Below are 20,926 nucleotides of genomic sequence, written 5' to 3' on the forward strand. Positions count from 1 at the left end.
CACCCCGACATCCAGCCCGCTCTAAACCCCCCCCCCCCCACCAACCCCCCCCCCCGCCGCCGCTCACCCCCCCCCCCCCCCTATCCCCCCGCGACCACCACCCCTCCGCCACGACCCACCCCGCCCCACCGACCGTGCGGATGCCGTCAGATGAAGATGCCGCCGACCTTCCTGACGCGTGAACCAGCGGTCCCCGAGGTAGCGTCGCGTACGATCCCCGATGATCGTTTACGGGGACACGAGAGTTCACCGGGACCGGGCAGGAGCACCTAGCCGAGTTGGACCTCCAGGTCCATCCGGCCGAGCGGCGCAACCGCGTCGGCTCCCGGACGCGGCGGTCGCCGCCGCACGCCAGGACGGCCGGCGCTGTGTCGTCACCCAGGCCGAGGATGGTTCTCCCGGCGACCGGTTCCTGCCGGCCCGGGGCTTCCGCCGGGTCCTGACGCTGACCTTCACCCGGCTGCCGCTGGCCGAGGTGGACTTCGCCGCTCTTGCCGGGATCACCGAGCAGCCGCATCCCGGGCTATCGGTTGACGTCGTGGGAGGGCACGGTCCCTGACGGCCTCGCCGAGACGTTCGTCGCGGCGCGTCACGCCGTGGACGACATGCCGATGGGCAGCACCGACTTCGGCACGGTGACGTGGGACCTGGACCTCGGCGGCCTGCTCACCGACACCGCCGACAACAATCCGTACATGCGGCACATCAACGACGCGTTCGGCTATGCGCCAACGCACACGACCTTCGAGTACCAACTCGATCTCTAGGACCGCCGTCCCGCCCCGCCCCGGCCCGCCCCGGCAATCGAGAGCCCGCCCTGGCTCCGCTTCATGCCTGCCCGAACACGGAGCGGCACTAGGCCCGGGTCCGCCGGCGCACCAGCTCCTTGATCTCCTCCGGCAGCGCCTCCGCCGCCAACAGGCTTGGCATCAGCCGCGGTTCGGTCGTCACCGCGCGGAACGACCGGGCCACCGTGACGTCGTGGTCCGGGCGGTGTACCACCTCCACCGCATCCCCAGTACGCAGTTCGCCCGGCGCGATCACCCGCAGGTAGGCGCCGGGCAGGGCCGCCTCGGTGAAGCGCCGGATCCAGCCTTCGCGCGCCAGCCAGCCCTGGAAGGTGCCGCAGGGGATGCGCGCACAGGACACCTCCAGGACCACGTCCGGGCCGATCCGCCAGCGCTCGCCGATCAGTGCGCCGTTCACGTCCAGGCCGCTGGTGGTCAGGTTCTCTCCGAACGAGCCGTTGCCCAGGTCCCGGCCCAGCTCCTCCTGCCAGCCGTCGAGGTCCTCTCGGGCGTAGGCGTACACCGCCTGGTCGTCGCCGCCGTGGTTTCGCAGGTCGTACACCCGGTCTCCGGCCAGGCCGACCGCGCCGGTTCCCTTCGGCCCGGGCGCGGCCACCGCGACCGGGCCGTCCACCGGGTGCTTGTCGATGCCGGTCAGCCCGATGCCCTTCTTCCACGGGTTCGGCCGGGGCCTGCCGACGTTGACGGAGAGCAGTCGCGCACGTGCGTCCATGCTTCGACCGTACGGCGAACAGCCAAGGTCCGTGGGCAGGACCGGATCATCACCACGGCCGGGGCCTCCTCCGGCATCGACATGGCCGTCCGGCTCGCCGCCCTGTCACCGACGACGTGACCGCCCAGGTGATCCAGCTCTACACCGAGTACGGCCCCCAACCGCCCTCGTCACGTGTCCGCCGCGGGGCACGCGGCCGTCACGCCCATCGAAGGCCCCCGAAGACCTCGGCCGCCACCATTCGTCAACCACCTCGCCGACACGCCACTCCTTCGGGTGAAGGCGAGTTGAGGCCGGCGCTTGCACCCACCGGATCGCGCCCCGGGTGCCGACCTGGGCGCACGCCGCTCCACCGATCGACCGTCGACACCGGCCGCCGGCGATAACGCAACCCCGAAATCGAAAGTCATTAAATCGCAGAAAATCGATCGCAGTCGAATTGCACATTTCTCCTCTATGCTCCCATGTGGCGGGAAAACACCCCTACGAAAGGAATCCCATGAGCGGCGACGCCCACAAGAAGGCCCAGTTCGACGAGATCGACACCGACGGCGACGGCTTCATCAGCGCCATGGAGCTCAAGACCCACCTCCAGAAGAACCCCAAGGTGAGCGAGGCCAACGCCGAGGCGCTCTTCAAGATCGCTGACGAGAACGACGACGAGCAGATCAGCTTCGAGGAATTTGCCGCGGTCATCCGGTAATCGTCCTTTCTCGGCCGGTCGCCCCGCTATCCCGGAATTCCGTGGACAGTCGGGGCGACCGGCTCAGCCATTTCCGCCCACGATCAGTCCGTCCACAACTGGTCCACCTCATCGCGCACTTCCCGCAGCACCGCGAGCAGCTTGCCCCGCACTGAGCCACGCACGTGCGGCGCCACTCGCGCCCGCCCTCCTGACGGCACACCCCGCCGCAGACGCGCCCCCAAGCGGGAGGCGCTGTACCGTACGACCGCCCCTGCCGGCTACTCACCCGGTGGGAGGAGCACCGGTGGCCTGGTCTGCCTCCGGAACGCCTACAACGACCGGGCCACCAGCCCGTACGGCGACTGCGCCGGCGTCAGGAGCCCCACCGACACCAGCCCCAGCGGCATGTACGGCGAGCACAACCTGCCCAACGGCGCCAGGCTCTTCCTCGTCCAGCCCGCCGCGAACGTCGCCGGCGCCACCATGACCTTCGGCAACGCCGCACCCACCACCGTCGCCACCGCCACCGTCCCCGGCACCGCCTTCACCGGCTACGCCATCCCCGTCCCCGCCGCCTCGCACATGAACACCCTCGACGAGTACGACACCCAACACCGCACCGTCGGCCACCAGAACCTGTGAGGGCCCGTTGGCCTCCGGCCTGCGCAGGAAGTCGGCCGGTCCTCCTACGCAGGCCGGAGGCCGTCCACCGCCCCCACGGCCACGGCGGCGTGTCGAGTGGCGATTCACCTCCCGCGACGAAATCGTGACCGGCAGCAAACCCACCAGAAAGGGTCAAAATGCCTGAAGTCACCACCCCGTACGCGGCCGGCACTCCATGCTGGGTCGATCTGATGGCGAAGGACCAGCAGGCCGCGCTGGACTTCTACCGGGACCTCCTCGGCTGGCAGGGTCGGCCCGGCCCGGCCGAGTTCGGCGGCTACGCGGTCTGCGAGCTCGACGGCAAGGCCGTGGCCGGCATCGGCCCGGCGATGGCCCCCGAGGGGATGCCGGAGCCGCCGACCGTCTGGAACAGCTACCTGGCGACCACCGACGCCCAGGCCACCCAGGACGCGATCGTCGCCGCCGGCGGCACCCTGCTCGTCCCGGTCGTGGACGTCGGCAACCTGGGCCGGATGCTGATCGCCGCCGACCGGCAGGGCGCGGTGTTCGGCGCCTGGCAGCCGGGCGAGTTCTCCGGCGCCCGGGTGGTCAACGAGGCCGGCGCGCTGACCTGGAACGAGCTGCACACCAGCGACATCCAGGCCGCGACCGCCTTCTACGGCGCGGCGTTCGGCATCGAGATCGAGCCGCTGGACGGCGCGGACTCGTACTGGGAACTGCGGGTCGGCGGCCGCGCGGTCGGCGGCGCCACCCTTCTCGCCAACGACCCGCCCGGCACCCCGGCGCACTGGCTGACCTACTTCGCGGTCGACGACGTCGACTCCACCGTGGACGCCCTGATCAAGGGCGGAGGTACCGTCCTCGCCCCGCCGTTCGACATGGTGGCCGGCCGGATGACCGTCGTCACCGACCCCCAGGGCGCGGCCTTCGCCATGATCAAGCCCACCCCGATGTAGCCCTTCGAGCCGCCACCGAGCCCACCGAGCCCACCGCCGCCCGCCCGGAACCGTCCGGTCGGGCGGTTCTCGTTCTCCGGCCACCCCGACTCACACCTACCCACACATCAACTCACACTCGCTCACACCTTCAGGCGCACACCAAAACTGACACACGCCGCACACTTCTGCCGCTAGAATCGGCATCCCGGGAGGTCGCCGGCGCCACCAAAGGCCCACCACGCCCTTTTCCCTCAGCTCAGCCGGATCACACCCGAGCGGGCACCTCACCGGATCCGAGTCACACCACGTCACCAATCCTGAGCCACACCTATGCCCCGGCCCAGGTACGAGAAGGGCAGCAGAATTGACCTCGCTACCGCAGACCCCCCTCCACCGCCGCAGGCTCTCCCGGCTCGCCACCATGGTGGCCGTCCTCCTCACCGCGCTGGCCGCCGTCTTCGCGAGCACGGCCCCGGCCGGCGCGGTCACGCCCTGGCAGGAGGCGGACCACAACGGCAGCACCTCCGACTCCCCCGCGATGGCGTACTACCTGGGAAGCAACGTCGAGGCCATCCGCGGCGAGGACAACGCCATCTGGTTCAACGTCGACGGCGGCCCGTTCAACCGCATCGGCGGCGTCACCTACGCCGCGCCCGCGATCACCGTGTACCGCGGCGAGCTCTGGATCTGGCACACCGGGCAGAACGGCGACATCTGGGGCCAGAACCTCGCCAACCCCGGTGATTCCAACCACCGGCGCTGGCGCTGGAATTCGGCCATCCAGTACCGCACGCAGAACATCGGCGGCTCCGGTTCGGCCGGCCGCGCGACCCTGAGCCCGGCCATCGCGGCCTCCCCGGACCTGCTGCACTTCATCGTCGTCGGCGCCAACGAGCGCATCTACCAGGGCACCATGGGCGTCAACAGGAACTTCAGCCCCTGGTCCGAACTGCCGGGCGGCGCCCGGACGGAGTCCGCGGCCGCCGCCTCGACCTCGCCCGACAACCGCCTGACCGTCCTCCACCGCGGCACCGACAACCGCATCTACCGCCAGGGCCTGAACGTCCGCTATTGGCAGTGGGACAACAACTGGCAGCAGATCAGGAACACCAACACCAACGCCGCCCCGTCGATCGCGTACAACGGCCGTGACGGTCTGATGGTCGAGGCCTGGCGCGACGCCAACACCGGCCAGATCCTGACCTCCGAGAGCCTGACGTACGCCGCGGAGGCGACGGCCCCCCAGGGTGTGCCGCGCGGTAACAACGTCGCCAGTCCGTCGGCCCCGCGCGTGGACTCCGAGCCCGACGGTGTCGGCATGACCATCCGGGGTGGCAACTTCTACGACATCCAGGGCCACTACTTCCGGGCCAACATCATCTACAACATTCACAACTACTACGGCTGATCCCGGGCCCGACCCCGCCCCGGATTATGCGCAGGAAGTCGGCCCATCCGACTTCCTGCGCAACAACCGCGACCGCAGCACTCCCGCCTACTGCCGAGCAGACCGCAGCCACCCCGCGAGCCCGAGGCAGAGCAGGCACGCCCCGGCCAGGACCAGCGGAATCACCGCCGCCCCGCCCGACCCGCTGAGCGCCCCCACCACCGCCGGCACGACGGCGTTGCCGAGCATGCAGCAGAGCGTCAGCACGGAGGTCGCCTGCTGCGGCACCTCCGCCACGCCGCAGACCCAGGCGATCAGGGTCGGCAGCACCGGCGCGAGCGCCAGCCCGGCCAGCGGGTAGGCCACCACCGCGAGGTGCGGCACGGCGGCCAGCGCCAGCGCGCCGACCCCGGCCGCCAGGTACCCGGGCAGGGTGGTGCGGCCCGACAGCCGCCTGGTCAGCTGCGGGAGGACCAGGCGCCCGATGGCCATCCCGGCCCAGAACCCCGAGGCCGCCGTCGTCGCGGCCTGCGTGCTCCAGCCGTCGCGCACCAGCTGGGTCGACTGCCAGGTGCCGATGCTGGTCTCCATGCCCGCGTAGACCAGGCCCACCAGCAGGAACGGGAGCAACTCCAGCCCGATCCGCGCGCGTTGTCCGCCCTGCGACGCCTGCCCGCCCTGCGACGGCTGCCCGCCCGACGCGGCTTCGGGGGTGGCGAGCACCGCCCCCGCCCGTCCGACCAGGAAGCACGGCAGCGCGCACACCGCCGCCGCCAGGGCGAGCAGCCGGATGTCCGTGTGCCCGACGGCCCCCGCGGCCAGCGGGCCCAGCATGGCGCCGATTCCGAAGACCGCGTTCAGCCGGTTGACCATCACCACGCTTTTCCCGGCGAACCCGCGCGCGAACGCGGTGTTGAGGGTGAGCGCCAGCCCGCCGTACCCGATGCCGGTGACGGCCGCGCAGCCGAGGTAGGCGGTCCAGCCGGGGCTGGCCGCCATCCCGGCCGCGCCCGCCGCGAAGACCGCGAGCAGGACGGGCGGCGCCGCCCGGACGTTCAGCCGCCGCCCCAGCAGCCCGATGCAGACGGTCGCCGCGAGCGCGCCGAGGTTGTACGCGGAGACCACCCGCCCGACCTCGTGCTCGGCGCCGAAGCGCTCCCGCAGGAAGGGGAGCGAAGCGCCGAGCGAGGCGGTGAGCACGCCCAGGACGAGGAAGACGCAGAACGCCGAGACCGCCGCCGACCTGGCCATCACCGGCGCCGCCGGTTCAGCCCGGTCAGCCGCTTCAGCCCGTTCGACGCGCTCAACGTCCTCAACGTGCTCAACATCCTCAGCCTGATCGGCCGAGGCCCCCGGCGCCCGCGGTATCGAGTCCACGAGCGCCGGGTTCGACGCGGCCCGGCGCGCCTCAGCCACCGTTGGGCCCGACGGCGAGCACCACGGTGACCCGCCCGTCCGGGTCGGTCAGCGTGATCGCCCCGCCGCCGTCGCCGTCCGCCACCACCAGCGCAGTGAAGTCCGGTACGGCGACCACCGCGCCGGCCTCGACGAGAGCCGGCCCGCCGATCCCGACGCACACCGCCCCCGCCGCGACCGCCGAGCGCACCCCGCTGACCGAGTCCTCGAAGACCAGCGCGCGCTGCGGCCGGATCCCGAGCCCCCGGCAGGCCGCCAGGTACGGGTCCGGGTGCGGCTTGCCCCGCTCGACGTCGTCCCGGGTGACCCGCACCCGGAAGACGTCGAGCAGGTCGAGCCCGCCCAGCGCGTTGTCGATCTTCCGGGTCCAGCTACTGGTGGCCAGGCCGATCGGCACACCGGCGTCCCGGAGGCGGGCGGCGAGCCCGTCGGCGCCGGGGACGGACCGGTACGGGGCCTCTTCCTCGACGGTGTCGACCTCGGCCCAGATCGCCTTCCGGTCGGCGTCCGAGTGGTCGGGGAAGATCAGCCGCACCGTCTGGTCGCCGGTCCGCCCGTGGACGTACTCCTCGATCTCCGGGTCGGCCAGGACCCGGCCGTGGCGCCGGGCCACCGACCGCCACGCCTCCTCGATCACGGGCCTGGAGTCGATCAGGACCCCGTCCATGTCGAAGACGACGGCCTCGACCTCGTACCGCGTTCCGGCGTGCGGCTGCATCGGTCTCCTCACTCGGCGTTCATGCCATACGGTCTGACGATAGTTCAATGCTCGTCGGCCAGGCGGTCAACTGGACTAGACCTCACGGCTGACCTCACGACTGACCCCCCGGCCGATCGAGCCACCGGCCTAGCCGGACTGCCGCGCCATGAAGGTGTTGGCGGAGTCCTTCCAGACCAGGTACACGTCGTCGACGAGCAGCAGGTCGATCACCTCGTCGGCCAGCGGGTCCAGCGCGTCGCGGTGCGATCCGACGATCGGCTCCTCGTGCTTGTTGAACGAGGTGTTCACCAACGCCGCCTGGCCGCTGCGGTCGTACCAGGCCATCAGCAGCTCGTGCAGGAACGGGTCGTCCTGGGCCCGGACGATCTGCGGGCGGGCGGTGTTGTCGACGTGCACCACCGCCGGGCAGGCCTTGGCGAACGTCTCGTGGCAGTCGTAGGTGATCGTCATGAACAGCGCCGACGGCTGCTCGGGCTCCCAGCCCACGTAGCAGTCCGCCGCCAGGTCCTCGGCGGTGATCGGCGCGAAGGGCATGAACTCGGTACGGTTCAGCCGCTTGTTGAGCCAGTCGTTCATGGTCACGTCGGCGGTGCCGTAGATGACGCTGCGCCGGCCGAGGGCACGCGGGCCGAACTCCATCCGGCCGCGGTAGGTGCCGATGACCTGGTCCGCCTCCAGCGCGCCCAGCAGCACCTCCTGCATGGACTCGCCGATCCGCCGGTAGCGCAGCTCGGGGTAGTCCCGCAGGATCTCCTCCAGCCGGCCCTCGGAGATCGCGGCGTCCGGCCCGAGCGCCATCGAGGGCACTCGCGGGCGCTCGCCGGTCTCCCGGTGGGCCACGATCACGGCGGTCTGCAGCGGCAGCCCGCCGTCGCCCATCGGCGGCAGCACGTAGATGTTCCGCACGCCCTCGGTCTCGAAGATCCGCTGGTTGAGCTTGACGTTGGCGAACACGCCGCCGGACAGGCAGACGTTGCCGCTGGGCACCCGGCCGATGTGCCGCGCCACCACGGCGGTCAGCAGGTCCTCCACGTGCCGCTGGGCGGCGGCCGCGACGTCGGCCGGCTCGTGGGTGGCGATCTCGGCCAGCAGCGCCTCGGAGTAGCCCTCGTAGGACGGCTGGTACCAGTCGCCGCAGCGGGCGCGGATCGCGCCGTTCTCCTCGACGTCGATCATCCGCCGCATCAGCGGGAGGAGCTTCTCCGGGTCGCCGTTGGCGGCCAGGCCGGTGATCTTGCCCTCGTGGCGGTTGGGGCGGAAGCCGAGCAGCTTGGTGATCCGGCCGTAGAAGTAGCCGAGGCTGTCGATCGAGGTCTCGCGCTGGAGCACCTCCTCGCCGCCGGGGAAGTAGTGCGTGACGGTCAGGGACTGGAAGTCCCCGCGGCCGTCGCAGGTGACCACGAGGGCGTCGTCGAACGGGGAGCAGAGGTAGGCGCCCAGCCCGTGCGACTCGTGGTGGTCGATGTGGACCACCTTGCCGCGCAGCCCGTTCGCCTCGATGAAGGCATCGAACTCGCCGCGCTTCTCGCGGTCGTTCTGAATTTCGTCGGATATCCGCTTGCGGAGGTGCGGAAGCGCCTCGGGGCGCAGCCCGGCCTCCTCCGAAATGCGGTCCACATAGAGCAGCAGGTGCTTTTCGGCGCTGAATCCCGCCTGCCACCCGTAGGCCACCCGGTCGACATCGGAAAGGGTGACCCCGGCCTCCTTCAGGACGTAGTCGATCGACTGCTCCGGCCAGGCCTTGTGGTCCTTGATCCGGGAGAAGCGCTCCTCGCTGACGGCCGCGACGACCGTTCCGTCCTGAACCAGGCAGGCGCCGGCCAGGTCGTTGTTGGTGATTCCGAGAACAAGCATGTGCCGCCCCAATGATTAGTCGCGGGAATGGCTCGCCGGCATTTCCGCGGATTCGGCGAGCTGGTGAGGTGGAGTGCACCGCGACTCTATGGAGTGGTTTCCCGAGAGATCAACGACGCCGTGGGAAATCCGGTCAACCTGACCACCCGTCGGACGGTGACGCCGGGACGGCCGTTTGGTTAACAACAGTTCGTAGCTCGATCATCCGTGCTGGCAGAGTGACATATGCTCGACAAGAGGTCTGGACCACAACCCTGCTGATCACTGTGGGTAGCTGTCCGGAAACAGGCTTTCCGACCCGCGAACCGGTGCGCGACCGGCACTTCCGCCGCCTCCCGACCGTCCCCCCGGCGCCCCACCACTCCCGCTCCACCGGTCACATGACGCCTCATCAGCCCCACGCGACGTCGGCGGTCTCCACCCCTGGAAATGCCGAAGGCCAGACCGAAGCCTTCGCTTCGACCTGGCCTTCCCGGACCCGCGACCTACTGGCGGCCCCCGTCAGCCCTGCTGCCCGTCAGTCCTCCTGCCCGTCCACCTCCACCAGGAAGTCCAGCGACGCCGCCCAGGCCCGCTCCGCCGCCTGCTCGTCGTAGTCCGGCAGCTCCGGGTCGGTGAACAGGTGCCCGGCCCCCCGGTAGCGGTGCACCTCGACCTCCGCCCCGGCCCGCCGCATCCGCAGGTACCAGGCGTTCAGCCAGTCCTCCGGCTCGAAGGGGTCCGGCTCCGCGATGTGCAGCTGGACGGGGATCGACGTGGCGGCGTCCTCCCGCAGGTCCGAGGTGCCGTGCAGGAGCAGCAGCCCGCGCGCCTTCTCGTCGGCCAGCGCCAGGTTCTGCGCGACGGCGCCGCCGAGCGAGAAGCCCGCGTACACCAGCCCGCCCTCGGACACCGGGGCGGCGGCCGTCACCGCTCGCTTCAGCAGTTCGTCGCGGCCGCCGATCTCCTCCTGGAACTCCTGCGCCTCCTCGACCGAGTCGAAGGTCCGTCCGTCGAACAGGTCCGGCGTGTGCACGGTGTGTCCGGCGGCGCGCAGCCGGTCGGCGGCGGCGTGCACGGCGGGGCGCAGCCCGTAGGCGGAGTGGAAGAGGACGATCTGGGCCACGGTCGGGGTCCTTCACCTGCAGAGGTCAGCTACCCACCCATGATCCCCCATGTCCCACCCGCCGCCACGACACCACCGGGCCCCATGACACCGTCCGGTCCCCAGAGACCACCCGGCCCCTACGACACCACGTCCTTGCGCGCGAACCCCCGGAACGCGAGCGCCAGCAGCACCGCCGCGTACGAGAGCGACAGCGAGACGCCCTGCACCATCCCGCCCCATTCCAGTTGCGGCTGCAGCGCGTCCGCCCACGCGTACTGCCAGTGCGCCGGCAGCCATTCCCGCAGGTCGCCGAGCGCGGTGACGGCGTCCAGCACCCCGGTGATGATCGACGCGAACACCGCGCCGCCGACCGCGCCCAGCGGCGCGTCCGTCGCCGTGGACAGCCAGAACGCGAGGGCCGCGATCACGATCTCGCTCAGGAAGACGAAGGCCACCGCGATGGCGATCCTGGGCAGCGCCTCGCCGGCTGGCAGGCTGGCCCCGGCGGGCAGCTTGAGGTCGCCCCACCCGTAGGCGGCGGTCCCGACAACCAGTCCGATCGCGGGCAGCATGACCACGGCGACCGCCGAGAACGCCAGCCCGACCGCGAACTTGCGGGCCAGCAGCCGGGCCCGAGGCACGGGCGCGGCCAGCAGGTACCGCAGCGAGGACCAGCTGGCCTCCGAGGCGACGGTGTCCCCGCAGAACAGCGCGACCGGGATCACCAGCATGAAGCCGGTGCCCACGAAGAGCATGGTGACCGCGAAGTTGGCGCCCGAGGCGGTGGCCAGCTCGATGAAGGTGGTCCGGTCGGGTCGACCCGGGGTGCCGCCGATCTGGAACGCGGCCAGGAGGACGAACGGCATGGCGGCCAGCACCGCGCCGATCACCAGGGTGCGGCGCCGGCGCAGCTGGCGCATCGCCTCCACCCGCAGCGGCAGCGTCCGGCTCGCCCGGTACCCCTCCGCGTGGTCAGCCGAGACTGCGGAGACCTCCGAGACCTGGCTCATCGCTCGCCACCTCCGATCAACGACAGGAACGCGTCCTCCAACCGCCGCTGCGGCCCGGCGCTCTGCACCGGCACCCCCAGCCGCACCAGCTCCGCGAGCAGTTCGCTCGCGGCCAGGCCGTCGAGCCGTACCAGCAGCCCGTCCTCGACGGCCTCCGCCGAGCCGACCCCGGCCAGCGCGGCCACCTTCTCGGCCGCCGACTCCGGGTCGTACGAAGCGGCGACGCCGATCATCAGCAGCTCCGACGACCCGACGATCTCACTGACGGCACCGGCCGTCACCAGCTTCCCTCGATCCATCACGACCAGATCCGTACAGCTCTGCTCGACCTCGGACAGCAGGTGACTCGAAACGATCACCGTCCGCCCGCCCGCCGCGTACCGGATCATCACCTCGCGCATCTCGCGGATCTGCGGCGGGTCCAGCCCGTTGGTCGGCTCGTCCAGGATCAGCAGGTCCGGCATCCCGAGCATGGCCTGCGCGATCGCCAGCCGCTGCCGCATGCCCTGCGAGTACGTCCGCACCGCGCGGTCCAGCGCCTCCCCGAGCCCCGCGATGGCCAGCGCCTCCTCGAAGCACGCGTCGGCCTCCGGCCGCCCGGTCGCCTGCCAGTACAGCCGCAGGTTGGCCCGCCCGGTGAGGTGCGGCAGGAAGCCCGCTCCCTCCACGAACGCCCCGACCCGCGACAGCACCGGCGCCCCGGGCCGCACCAGGTGCCCGAAGATCCGGATCTCCCCGGCGTCCGGCCGGATCAGGCCCATCAGCATCCGCAGCGTGGTGGTCTTGCCCGCGCCGTTCGGCCCGAGCAGCCCGAGCACCTGCCCCTGGTCCACCCGGAAGCCCAACTCCCGTACGGCGTAGCGGTCCTGGGAGCCCTTGTAGCGCTTGCTCAGCCCGCTGATCCGCAGCGGCACCGCGGCCAGCTCCGGATCGAACTCCGGGCCGCCGGCCGCCCGCCGACGCCGCAGCCGCGGCGTCAGCACCAGGCCCGCGGCCACCACCACGGCGGCCAACGGCAGCAGCCAGGTCCGCGCGGGCAGCGGCGCCGCCTCGGTGACCAGCTCCTGGACGGTCGGCGCGGTGATCACCCCGGCCGGCGCGACCTGGTAGGTGGCCGACTCGACGGGCGAGGCGTACGCGAGGTCGGTGCTCGCCAGCACCAGCCGCACCCGGTGCCCGGCCGGGAAGGTGTGGTCCACCGTCGGCAGCGCCACGGTGACCGTCCGCCCGGCGTCCGCGCCGGTGACCCGCAGCGGCGCGGCGAGCTGCTGCGGCAGCACCGCCTTGCCGTCCGGCCCGACGTCGTACAGCTTCGCGAACAGTACGGCGTCCGGCCGGTCCGCCTTCACCCGCACCGGCACGGTCGGCTGCCCGGTCAGGTGCAGCGGCGAGTCCAGCGGCGGCGAGTCGAAGGCGGCGTTCTGCCCGGGGAAGTCCAGCGACAGCCCGGCGCCCAGCGAGGCGGCCTGGCTCAGGGCGCCGATGCCCGGCAGCGTCGAGATCCCCGGCGGCGCCCCGCCGGGCGGGTTGGCGATGGTCTTCTCCCCGCCCGTCACCGCGACGGCCCGCGAGCCCGTCCCGCCGAGCCCGGGGTAGCGGTCGGCGGTGGCCCCGCGCAGCACGGCCTGGAAGCCGGTGGAGTCCACCCCGCCGGTCCGGGTCACCCGGAACGCCGGCCCGATGTCGTTGCCGCGGCCTCGCAGGTAGTGCTCGAACCAGGCCGTCACCCGGTCGTCGACCCGCGCGCTGGTGTCCGTCCCGCCGTCGTGTCCGCCGGCGAACCAGTCCACCGCCACCGGCGCGCCGTTCGCGGCGATCGCCTGCGCGATCCGGTCGCCCTGGTCGAGCGGGAACAGCGAGTCCTGCTGCCCCTGCACCACCAGCGTGGGCGCCTTGAGCTGCGCGGCGACAGACGACGGGCTGGAGCGGTCCAGCAGCGCGACGGCCTCCGGGTCGGCGTGCCCGGCGGTGGCGACCCGGTCGTACATCTGGCAGAGCGACTCCAGGAACCGCCCGCATCCGGCCTGCCCGTCCGCCATCGGCTTCGCCTCGCCGCCCTCGCGCGGTGCACCGCCGGACGGCCCGAGGTCCCCGGCCGAGCCGGTGGTGAAGAAGATCCCGGCCCACAGCTTCTTGAACACGCCGTCCGCCGCGGCCGAGCCCTGCACGCCCTGCGGGAACAGCGCGTCCGCCAGGTTCCACCAGGTGATCTGGGTCGCCACCGCGTCGATCCGGTGGTCGTACGCGGAGGCCAGCAGCGAGATCGCCCCGCCGTACGAGGCGCCGGTGATGCCGACCTTCGGGTCGCCTGGCCCGTCGAGCTGCACTTCGGGTCGCTGGGCCAGCCAGTCCACCAGGTGCCGGACGTCCTCGACCTCGCGGTCCGGCGCGTTGAGGCCGATCTTGCCGCCCGAGCGGCCGAACCCGCGCGCCGACCAGGTCAGCACCGCGTACCCCTGCCGGGCGAGCTGCTGGGCGCGTTCGCGCTCGCCCTCCTTGGAGCCGCCGAAGCCGTGCGCGAGCAGCACCGCCGGACGCGGACCGCTTCCGGCGGTGAAGAACGAGGTGTCCAGCTGGACTTGCTGCGTGCTGCCGGGCGTCTCCGGCATGCTGAGGAAACGGTCCTCCTGTCGGACCGTCTGCTCACCGCCGGACGCCACTGTCGCCGTGCCCACCCCGGCCACCGCCACCAGGGCGACCGCACCGGCCAGCACCCTTCGCCTGACCGTCGTACCCCGGCCGCGCCAGCGACGCCATGCCCCACCGAACTCCATGGCCGCTGATCGTATCCGCCGTCCGGGTAGGCGCCTGATAAGCACCCCTGAAGCCGGCCCGCCGTGAGCCCGGTTCACCCCACTACGCCCGGGTTGCGTACGGCTCCGCCTCGCCTCTCCCCCACCCCCGAAGCCCACCCCCGAACACGAATTCCCCGCGCCCCGACGGGGCGCGGGGAACCGCGCGAAACGCAAGGCCTACAGCGCCGCCTACAGCACCCGGGTCATCGTCCGGTGCGGAATCCCGGCGTCGTCGTACACCGGTCCCTCCGCCACGTACCCGAGCCGCTCGTAGAACCCGAGCGCGTGGACCTGCGCGTGCAGCTCCACCTCCGAGGCCCCGCGCTCCGCCCCCGCGGCCTCGATCGCCCGCACGAGCTGCGCCCCCAGCCCGGTCCCCCGGGCCGCCGGCAGCACCGCGAGCCGCCCGAGCAGCACCCGCCCCTCGACGCCCCCGGTCAGCTCCCGCGCCTGGTCGCCGAAGATCAGCCGCCCGGTGCCGAGCGTGGCCCCGTCGGCGCCCACCGCCAGCAGGTGCACCGAGGTCCCGTCGTACCGGTCGTACTCCAGCTCCTCCGGCACGTTCTGCTCGACGATGAACACCTCCCGCCGGACCGCCCGCACGAGCGCCAGGTCGGCGTCACCCTCGGCGACCCGGATGGCGATCCCCACGCCGGTGCTCATGTCAGCTCTCCGCCGCGATGACGTCCAGCGCGCCCTGCAGGTCGGCGGGGTACTCGCTGGAGAACTCGACCCACTGCCCGTCCGACGGGTGCTCGAAGCCGAGCGACACCGCGTGCAGCCACTGCCGGGTCAGCCCGAGCCGCTTGGCCAGCGTCGGGTCGGCCCCGTACGTCAGGTCGCCCACGCACGGGTGCCGCAGCGCGGACATGTGGACGCGGATCTGGTGGGTGCGCCCGGTCTCCAGCTTGATCGCCAGCAGCGACGCGGCCCGGTACGCCTCGATCAGGTCGTAGTGCGTGACGGACGCCTTGCCGTCCTGGGTCACCGCCCACTTCCAGTCCGAGCTGGGGTGCCGCCCGATCGGCGCGTCCACGGTGCCGCTCATCGGGTCCGGGTGCCCCTGGACCAGCGTGTGGTACCGCTTGTCGGTGATCCGGTCGTGGAACTGCCGCTTGAGGTCGGTGTACGCGCGCTCGGACTTGGCGACGACCATCAGGCCCGAGGTGCCGACGTCCAGCCGGTGCACGATGCCCTGTCGCTCGGCCGCGCCCGAGGTGGAGATCCGGTACCCGGCCGCGGCGAGCCCGCCGATCACGGTGGGGCCGGTCCAGCCCGGGCTGGGGTGCGCGGCGACGCCGACCGGCTTGTCGACCAGCACGATGTCCTCGTCGTCGTGGACGATCCGCATGCCCTCGACGTGCTCGGCGACGATCTGCACCGGGGCGGCGGGGGCGGGGATCTCGACCTCCAGCCAGGAACCGCCGGTCACCCGGTCCGACTTTCCGGCCACGGCGCCGTCGAGCGTCACCTTGCCGTCGGCGGCCAGCTCGGCGGCCTTGGTCCGGGAGAAGCCGAACATCCGGGCCAGGGCGGCGTCGAGGCGTTCGCCCTCCAGGCCGTCGGGAACGGGGAGGCTTCGGATCTGCGCTGCGGTACTCACCCGTACGAGTATGCCGGAAACCCGGCCCGCCCCTTCCCGGGGCGGGCGGGCGGCCGCCGCGCTACTCCTCCTTGCCACCCTGCTGGTGGACGGTCCCGTCCGGGTTGCTGCCCCGGAAGGACAGCAGCACGACCAGGATCCCGCCGCAGACGATCGCCGAGTCGGCGAGGTTGAAGACCGCGAAGTGCTGGACGGAGATGAAGTCCACGACGTGTCCGCGGAAGACGCCGGGCCAGCGGAACAGCCGGTCGGTGAGGTTGCCGAGCGCCCCGCCGAGCAGCAGTCCGAGCGCGATCGCCCACGGCAGGCTGTACAGCCGGCGGGCGATCCGCCAGATCACCACGATGACGGCGGAGGCGATCATCGTGAAGACGACGGTCAGGGCCTGGCCCATGCCGAAGGCCGCGCCCGAGTTGCGGATCACCTGGAAGGTGACGACGTCCCCGATCACCTTGATCGCCGAGTGGTTCTCCAGCTTGGCGACGACCAGCAGCTTGCTGGCGAGGTCGATCAGGAAGGCGAGGACCGCGATGACCAGCAGTACCCCGATCCGCCGCGGGCCCTTGGGCTTCTCCGCCACCGTCGGTTCGTCCACGGACACCGCCTCGGACGGCTCGGCCACGGGCACCTCCACGCCATCGGCGGGGGACGGGACTGCGTCGTCCCGGGTCTGGGGGGAACCTTGCGTACTGATGATCCGCTCCGCTGCCGATGGAGCTCCCCCGGCGTAGGAGGGGGAGGGTGGTGGGCCAGTGCCGACCCGACCGCGTCCGCAACCACGAACAGACGAGTCAGGCGACGTTACGGGGTCGAGCGTACGGCAAGCCCGACCCCCCGCGTCGCTCCGGTCGCCCGGTTCGGCAGCCGGTTCAGCGGCGTTCCTGCTTGGCCTTGCACTGCACGCAGAGCGTCGCCCGTGGGAAGGCCTGCATCCGGGCCTTGCCGATGGCCTTTCCGCAGGACTCGCAGGTGCCGAACCCGACGCCCTCCAGCCGACCCAGGGCGCGCTCGGTCTGGGCGAGGCTGTCGCGCGCGTTGTTGGCCAGCGCCAGCTCGCTCTCCCGCGAGATGTTCTTCGTCCCGGCGTCGACCTGGTCGTCGCCGGCACCGTCGTTGGAGTCGCGCATCAGACCGGAGATGGCCGCCTCGGCGGCGTCGATCTCGTTCTGCAGCCGCTCCAGCTCGCCGATCAGCTCGTTGTGCAGCTCGTGGACCTCCTCGGTGGTCCACGGGTCCTCGCCGGGCCGGACCGGCAGCGTTGCCGGGTCCACGGACTCGGCCCCACGCGGCACGGTGACGGTGTCGGTGCTGGACTTCGGTGCGGTAGTGGTCACGGTCCCCTCCCCTGGATCGACCGCCACGGCCTTGCGTGCCCGCTTGGTGGCGGTACCCGCGCCGGTTCCCTTCTCAGCCATGGCTTCGACCCCATCTACGAACGAATCGAGCCGCCGGTTCCCGGCGGCTTCCAGTGCCGGAACGATAATCCCGATCAAAACCGGTCACAACATGACATACCGACGCCTCGTAACGATCCCACCCAGGCAGCCGCCCCAGCCGCCACGCCCCTCGCGCTGACAGGGTTGTGCCCACATCGCCCCCGCCTAACCACCGCCCCGACCACCGCCCTGACCAGCCCCGCCACCAGCCCGGCCACCAACCCGGCTGCCCGCCCCGGAGGCCGCCCGCCCGAAACGGTTTGGACAAACCGACTCGCCCGGCCGATACACTGGCCCTGCAAGGCGCAGATGGGACGAGTACCGACGTACGCAGCCACGAGCGACCCGGGGATGGTGCGAGCCCGGGGGTGTGCACGACGGGAAGATCACCCCGGAGCCGCCGGAAGAACGGCCACCGCGAAGCCCGCGGCGGTCCACTAGACCCGGCAGCAAGCCCAAACAAGAGGGCCGCAACGCAGCACCGCGGCCAAGGAGGGTGGTACCGCGGGGCGGCCTGGCCGTCTCGTCCCTCCGGAGGATCCAGTCCCAGCATCCGCCGGAGGTAGACGCCCGCGATGAGCAGCTCCTACAACCCCGTCCCGGCGCAGGTGGACCTGCCTGCCCTGGAGCACCAGATCCTGTCGTTCTGGCAGGACAACAAGATCTTCCAGCGCAGTCTGGAACAGTCCGAGGGCCGCCCCGAGTGGGTCTTCTACGAGGGCCCGCCGACCGCCAACGGCATGCCCGGCGCCCACCACATCGAGGCCCGCGTCTTCAAGGACGTCTTCCCGCGCTACCGGACCATGAAGGGCTACCACGTCGCCCGCAAGGCCGGCTGGGACTGCCACGGCCTCCCGGTCGAGCTCGCCGTCGAGAAGGAGCTCGGCTTCTCCGGCAAGCAGGACATCGAGGCGTACGGCATCGCCGAGTTCAACGCCAAGTGCCGCGACTCGGTGACCCGCCACACCGACGCCTTCGCCGAGCTGACCACCCGCATGGGGTACTGGGTCGACCTGGACTCGGCCTACCGGACGATGGACCCGTCGTACGTCCAGTCCGTCTGGTGGTCGCTCCGGCAGATCTTCGACAAGGGCCTGCTGGTCCAGGACCACCGGGTCGCCCCCTGGTGTCCGCGCTGCGGCACCGGCCTGTCCGACCACGAGCTGGCCCAGGGCTACGAGACCGTGGTCGACCCCTCGGTCTTCGTCCGCTTCCCGCTGATCAGCGGCCCGCTGGCCGGCCAGGCCGCCCTGCTGGTGTGGACCACCACCCCGTGGACCCTGGTCTCCAACACCGCCGCCGCCGTCCACCCCGAGGTCACCTACGTGGTGGCCACCGACGGCAACGAGAAGCTGGTCGTCGCCGAGCCGCTGGTCGCCAAGGCCCTCGGCGAGGGCTGGGAGACCACCGGCGAGTCCTTCACCGGCGCCGAGATGGAGCGCTGGGCCTACCGCCGCCCCTTCGACCTGGTCGAGATCGAGAACGCGCACTACGTCCTCAACGCCGACTACGTCACCACCGAGGACGGCACCGGCATCGTCCACCAGTCCCCCGCCTTCGGCGCGGACGACCTCGCGACCTGCCGCAAGTACGGCCTGCCGGTGGTCAACCCGGTGCTCGCCGACGGCACCTTCGCCCCCGAGGTCCCGCTGGTCGGCGGCCAGTTCTTCAAGAAGGCCGACGAGGCCCTGGTCGCGGACCTCAAGGAGCGCGGCCTGCTCTTCCGCCACCTGCCGTACGAGCACAGCTACCCGCACTGCTGGCGCTGCCACACCGCGCTGCTCTACTACGCGCAGCCGTCCTGGTACATCCGGACCACCGCCGTCAAGGACGCGCTGATCCGCGAGAACGAGGCCACCAACTGGTTCCCTGAGACGGTCAAGCACGGCCGTTTCGGCGACTGGCTGAACAACAACATCGACTGGGCACTCAGCCGCAACCGCTACTGGGGCACCCCGCTGCCGATCTGGCGCTGCGAGGAGGGCCACCTCACCTGCGTCGGCTCGCTGGCCGAGCTGACCGAGCTCACCGGCACCGACCAGAGCGGCCTCGACCCGCACCGCCCGTACATCGACGCGGTGACCTTCGCCTGCCGCGACTGCGGCGGCACCGCCACCCGCGTGCCCGAGGTCATCGACGCCTGGTACGACTCGGGCTCGATGCCCTTCGCCCAGTACGGCTACCCGTACCAGAACAAGGAGCTGTTCGAGAAGCGCTACCCGGCGCAGTTCATCTCCGAGGCGATCGACCAGACCCGCGGCTGGTTCTACACGCTGATGGCGGTCGGCACCCTGGTGTTCGACAAGAACAGCTACGAGAACGTCGTCTGCCTGGGCCACATCCTGGCCGAGGACGGCCGCAAGATGTCCAAGCACCTGGGCAACATCCTGCAGCCCATCCCGCTGATGGACCAGCACGGCGCCGACGCCGTCCGCTGGTTCATGGCGGCCGGCGGCTCGCCCTGGTCGGCCCGCCGGGTCGGCCACGGCACCATCCAGGAGGTGGTCCGCAAGACCCTCCTCACCTACTGGAACACCGTCGCCTTCCAGGCCCTGTACGCCCGCACCTCGAACTGGGCGCCCTCCGCGAGCGACCCGGCCCCGGCCGACCGCCCGCAGCTGGACCGCTGGGTGCTCTCCGAGCTGAACACCCTGGTCCGCGAGGTCGACGCGGCCTTCGAGGCGTACGACACCCAGCGCGCCGGCAAGCTGCTCTCCGGCTTCGTCGACGACCTGTCCAACTGGTACGTCCGCCGCGGCCGCCGCCGCTTCTGGCAGGGCGACGCCGCAGCGCTGGCCACCCTGCACGAGGCGCTGGAGACGGTCACCCGCCTGATGGCCCCGCTCACCCCGTTCATCACCGAGCAGGTCTGGCAGGACCTGGTCGTCCCGGTCGTCCCGGACGCCCCGGCCTCGGTCCACCTGGCCACCTGGCCGCAGGCCGACGAGTCGCTGATCGACACGGACCTGTCCCGGCACATGGCGCTGGTCCGCCGCCTGGTCGAGCTGGGCCGGGCCACCCGCGCCGAGTCCGGCGTGAAGACCCGTCAGCCGCTCTCCCGCGCGCTGGTCGCCGCCCAGGGCTGGGAGGAGCTGCCCGCCGACCTGCGCGCGCAGATCGCCGAGGAGCTCAACGTCTCCACCCTGGAGTCGCTCGCGGAGGTCGGGGGCTCGCTGGTCGACACCAGCGCCAAGGCCAACTTCCGCGCGCTGGGCAAGCGTTTCGGCAAGGGCGTGCAGGACGTCGCCAAGGCGGTCGCCGCCACCGACGCCGCCCGCCTGGCCGCCGAGCTGCGCGCCGACGGCGAGACCCGAGTCGAGCTCGACGGCGAGACGATCACCCTTTCGCCGGACGAGGTGATCATCACCGAGACCCCGCGCGAGGGCTGGGCCGTCGCCAACGAGTCCGGCGCCACCGTCGCCCTCGACCTGGCCATCACCCCGGAGCTCAAGCGCCTCGGCGTCGCCCGGGACGCCATCCGCCAGATCCAGGAGGCCCGCAAGAACTCCGGCCTGGACGTCGCCGACCGCATCGTCCTGCGCTGGCGCGCCGCCACCGAGGAGACCGCCGAGGCCATCGCCGAACACGGCCCCCTCGTCGCCGAGGAGGTCCTCGCCACCGACTTCGCCGCCGGCGCAGCCGACTGGGACTCCGAGACCTTCACCGACGACTCGCTCGGCCTCGCCTTCCAACTCCGCAAGGCCTGACCCCCGGCGAAGCCGCCGTCACCCCCGGGTGACGGCGGCTTCGCCATACCCACACCCACCCCGCGCCCCTCCCCCGAACCCCCGGCCCGGCCCCGTCTCCACCCCCACCCGCCCACACAAGAGGGCGCCCCCTCCCCGACCC

Annotated in this window: 16 protein-coding genes and 1 pseudogene; 6 read left to right on the forward strand and 11 right to left on the reverse strand. The window is 71.8% G+C overall.

The window, feature by feature from the left end; translation table 11 throughout:
* Nucleotides 1–239 precede the first annotated feature (239 nt).
* Nucleotides 240–767, forward strand: a pseudogene (locus tag ACIBEC_RS07200) (hypothetical protein); the annotation flags it as partial.
* Between the two features lie 88 nt (nt 768–855).
* Here ACIBEC_RS07200 and ACIBEC_RS07205 read toward each other — a convergent pair.
* Complete coding sequence (locus tag ACIBEC_RS07205) at nt 856–1,521, reverse strand: MOSC domain-containing protein (RefSeq protein WP_360505412.1); 666 nt, start codon at nt 1,519–1,521, stop codon at nt 856–858.
* Nucleotides 1,522–2,020: 499 nt separating this feature from the next.
* Between ACIBEC_RS07205 and ACIBEC_RS07210 the strand changes: the two genes are divergently transcribed.
* The 4 genes from ACIBEC_RS07210 (at nt 2,021) to ACIBEC_RS07225 (ending at nt 5,176) form a co-directional block, all read left to right on the forward strand.
* A complete protein-coding gene (locus tag ACIBEC_RS07210) occupies nt 2,021–2,224 on the forward strand; it encodes an EF-hand domain-containing protein (RefSeq protein ID WP_360505410.1) in 204 nt (67 codons plus the stop codon).
* A gap of 141 nt (nt 2,225–2,365) precedes the next feature.
* The gene (locus ACIBEC_RS07215; protein ID WP_360505408.1) at nt 2,366–2,848 is read left to right on the forward strand and encodes a hypothetical protein; all 483 of its coding nucleotides are present in this window, start codon (nt 2,366–2,368) and stop codon (nt 2,846–2,848) included.
* 158 nt (nt 2,849–3,006) lie between these two features.
* Nucleotides 3,007–3,786 carry a VOC family protein gene (locus tag ACIBEC_RS07220; RefSeq protein WP_360505406.1) on the forward strand — a complete coding sequence of 260 codons (780 nt, stop codon included), beginning with the start codon at nt 3,007–3,009 and terminating at the stop codon, nt 3,784–3,786.
* Nucleotides 3,787–4,132: 346 nt separating this feature from the next.
* On the forward strand, nt 4,133–5,176 hold the full coding sequence (locus ACIBEC_RS07225; protein ID WP_360505404.1) for a hypothetical protein: 1,044 nt from the start codon (nt 4,133–4,135) through the stop codon (nt 5,174–5,176).
* Nucleotides 5,177–5,263: 87 nt separating this feature from the next.
* Here the strand turns inward: ACIBEC_RS07225 and ACIBEC_RS07230 are convergent, their stop codons facing one another.
* The 10 genes from ACIBEC_RS07230 to ACIBEC_RS07275 all read right to left on the reverse strand — a co-directional run bounded on the left by ACIBEC_RS07230 (nt 5,264) and on the right by ACIBEC_RS07275 (nt 16,975).
* The gene (locus ACIBEC_RS07230) at nt 5,264–6,406 is read right to left on the reverse strand and encodes an MFS transporter (RefSeq protein WP_360505402.1); all 1,143 of its coding nucleotides are present in this window, start codon (nt 6,404–6,406) and stop codon (nt 5,264–5,266) included.
* Nucleotides 6,407–6,563: 157 nt separating this feature from the next.
* A complete protein-coding gene (locus ACIBEC_RS07235) occupies nt 6,564–7,289 on the reverse strand; it encodes an HAD family phosphatase (protein ID WP_360505400.1) in 726 nt (241 codons plus the stop codon).
* Nucleotides 7,290–7,418: 129 nt separating this feature from the next.
* Nucleotides 7,419–9,146 (reverse strand): carbamoyltransferase C-terminal domain-containing protein, encoded by a 1,728-nt coding sequence (locus ACIBEC_RS07240; RefSeq protein ID WP_360505398.1) that lies wholly within the window; start codon nt 9,144–9,146, stop codon nt 7,419–7,421.
* A gap of 517 nt (nt 9,147–9,663) precedes the next feature.
* On the reverse strand, nt 9,664–10,251 hold the full coding sequence (locus ACIBEC_RS07245) for a dienelactone hydrolase family protein (protein WP_360505396.1): 588 nt from the start codon (nt 10,249–10,251) through the stop codon (nt 9,664–9,666).
* Nucleotides 10,252–10,370: 119 nt separating this feature from the next.
* Nucleotides 10,371–11,243 carry an ABC transporter permease gene (locus ACIBEC_RS07250; protein WP_360505394.1) on the reverse strand — a complete coding sequence of 291 codons (873 nt, stop codon included), beginning with the start codon at nt 11,241–11,243 and terminating at the stop codon, nt 10,371–10,373.
* On the reverse strand, nt 11,240–14,017 hold the full coding sequence (locus tag ACIBEC_RS07255; RefSeq protein WP_360505392.1) for an alpha/beta fold hydrolase: 2,778 nt from the start codon (nt 14,015–14,017) through the stop codon (nt 11,240–11,242). The genes ACIBEC_RS07250 and ACIBEC_RS07255 overlap by 4 nt, the downstream gene beginning before the upstream one ends.
* Nucleotides 14,018–14,227: 210 nt before the next feature.
* Nucleotides 14,228–14,701 (reverse strand): GNAT family N-acetyltransferase, encoded by a 474-nt coding sequence (locus ACIBEC_RS07260; RefSeq protein WP_360505390.1) that lies wholly within the window; start codon nt 14,699–14,701, stop codon nt 14,228–14,230.
* Between the two features lies 1 nt (nt 14,702).
* Complete coding sequence (locus tag ACIBEC_RS07265) at nt 14,703–15,641, reverse strand: RluA family pseudouridine synthase (RefSeq protein ID WP_360505388.1); 939 nt, start codon at nt 15,639–15,641, stop codon at nt 14,703–14,705.
* A gap of 61 nt (nt 15,642–15,702) precedes the next feature.
* Nucleotides 15,703–16,338 carry a signal peptidase II gene (gene lspA / locus ACIBEC_RS07270; RefSeq protein ID WP_396287813.1) on the reverse strand — a complete coding sequence of 212 codons (636 nt, stop codon included), beginning with the start codon at nt 16,336–16,338 and terminating at the stop codon, nt 15,703–15,705.
* 172 nt (nt 16,339–16,510) lie between these two features.
* The gene (locus ACIBEC_RS07275; protein ID WP_360505385.1) at nt 16,511–16,975 is read right to left on the reverse strand and encodes a TraR/DksA family transcriptional regulator; all 465 of its coding nucleotides are present in this window, start codon (nt 16,973–16,975) and stop codon (nt 16,511–16,513) included.
* A 677-nt stretch (nt 16,976–17,652) separates the two neighbouring features.
* On the opposite strand from ACIBEC_RS07275, the gene ileS reads away from it, so the two are divergent.
* Nucleotides 17,653–20,784 (forward strand): isoleucine--tRNA ligase, encoded by a 3,132-nt coding sequence (gene ileS, locus ACIBEC_RS07280; RefSeq protein WP_360505383.1) that lies wholly within the window; start codon nt 17,653–17,655, stop codon nt 20,782–20,784.
* Nucleotides 20,785–20,926: the final 142 nt, after the last annotated feature.

It is taken from the genome of Kitasatospora sp. NPDC051164, assembly GCF_044455625.1.
GTDB lineage: Bacteria > Actinomycetota > Actinomycetes > Streptomycetales > Streptomycetaceae > Kitasatospora.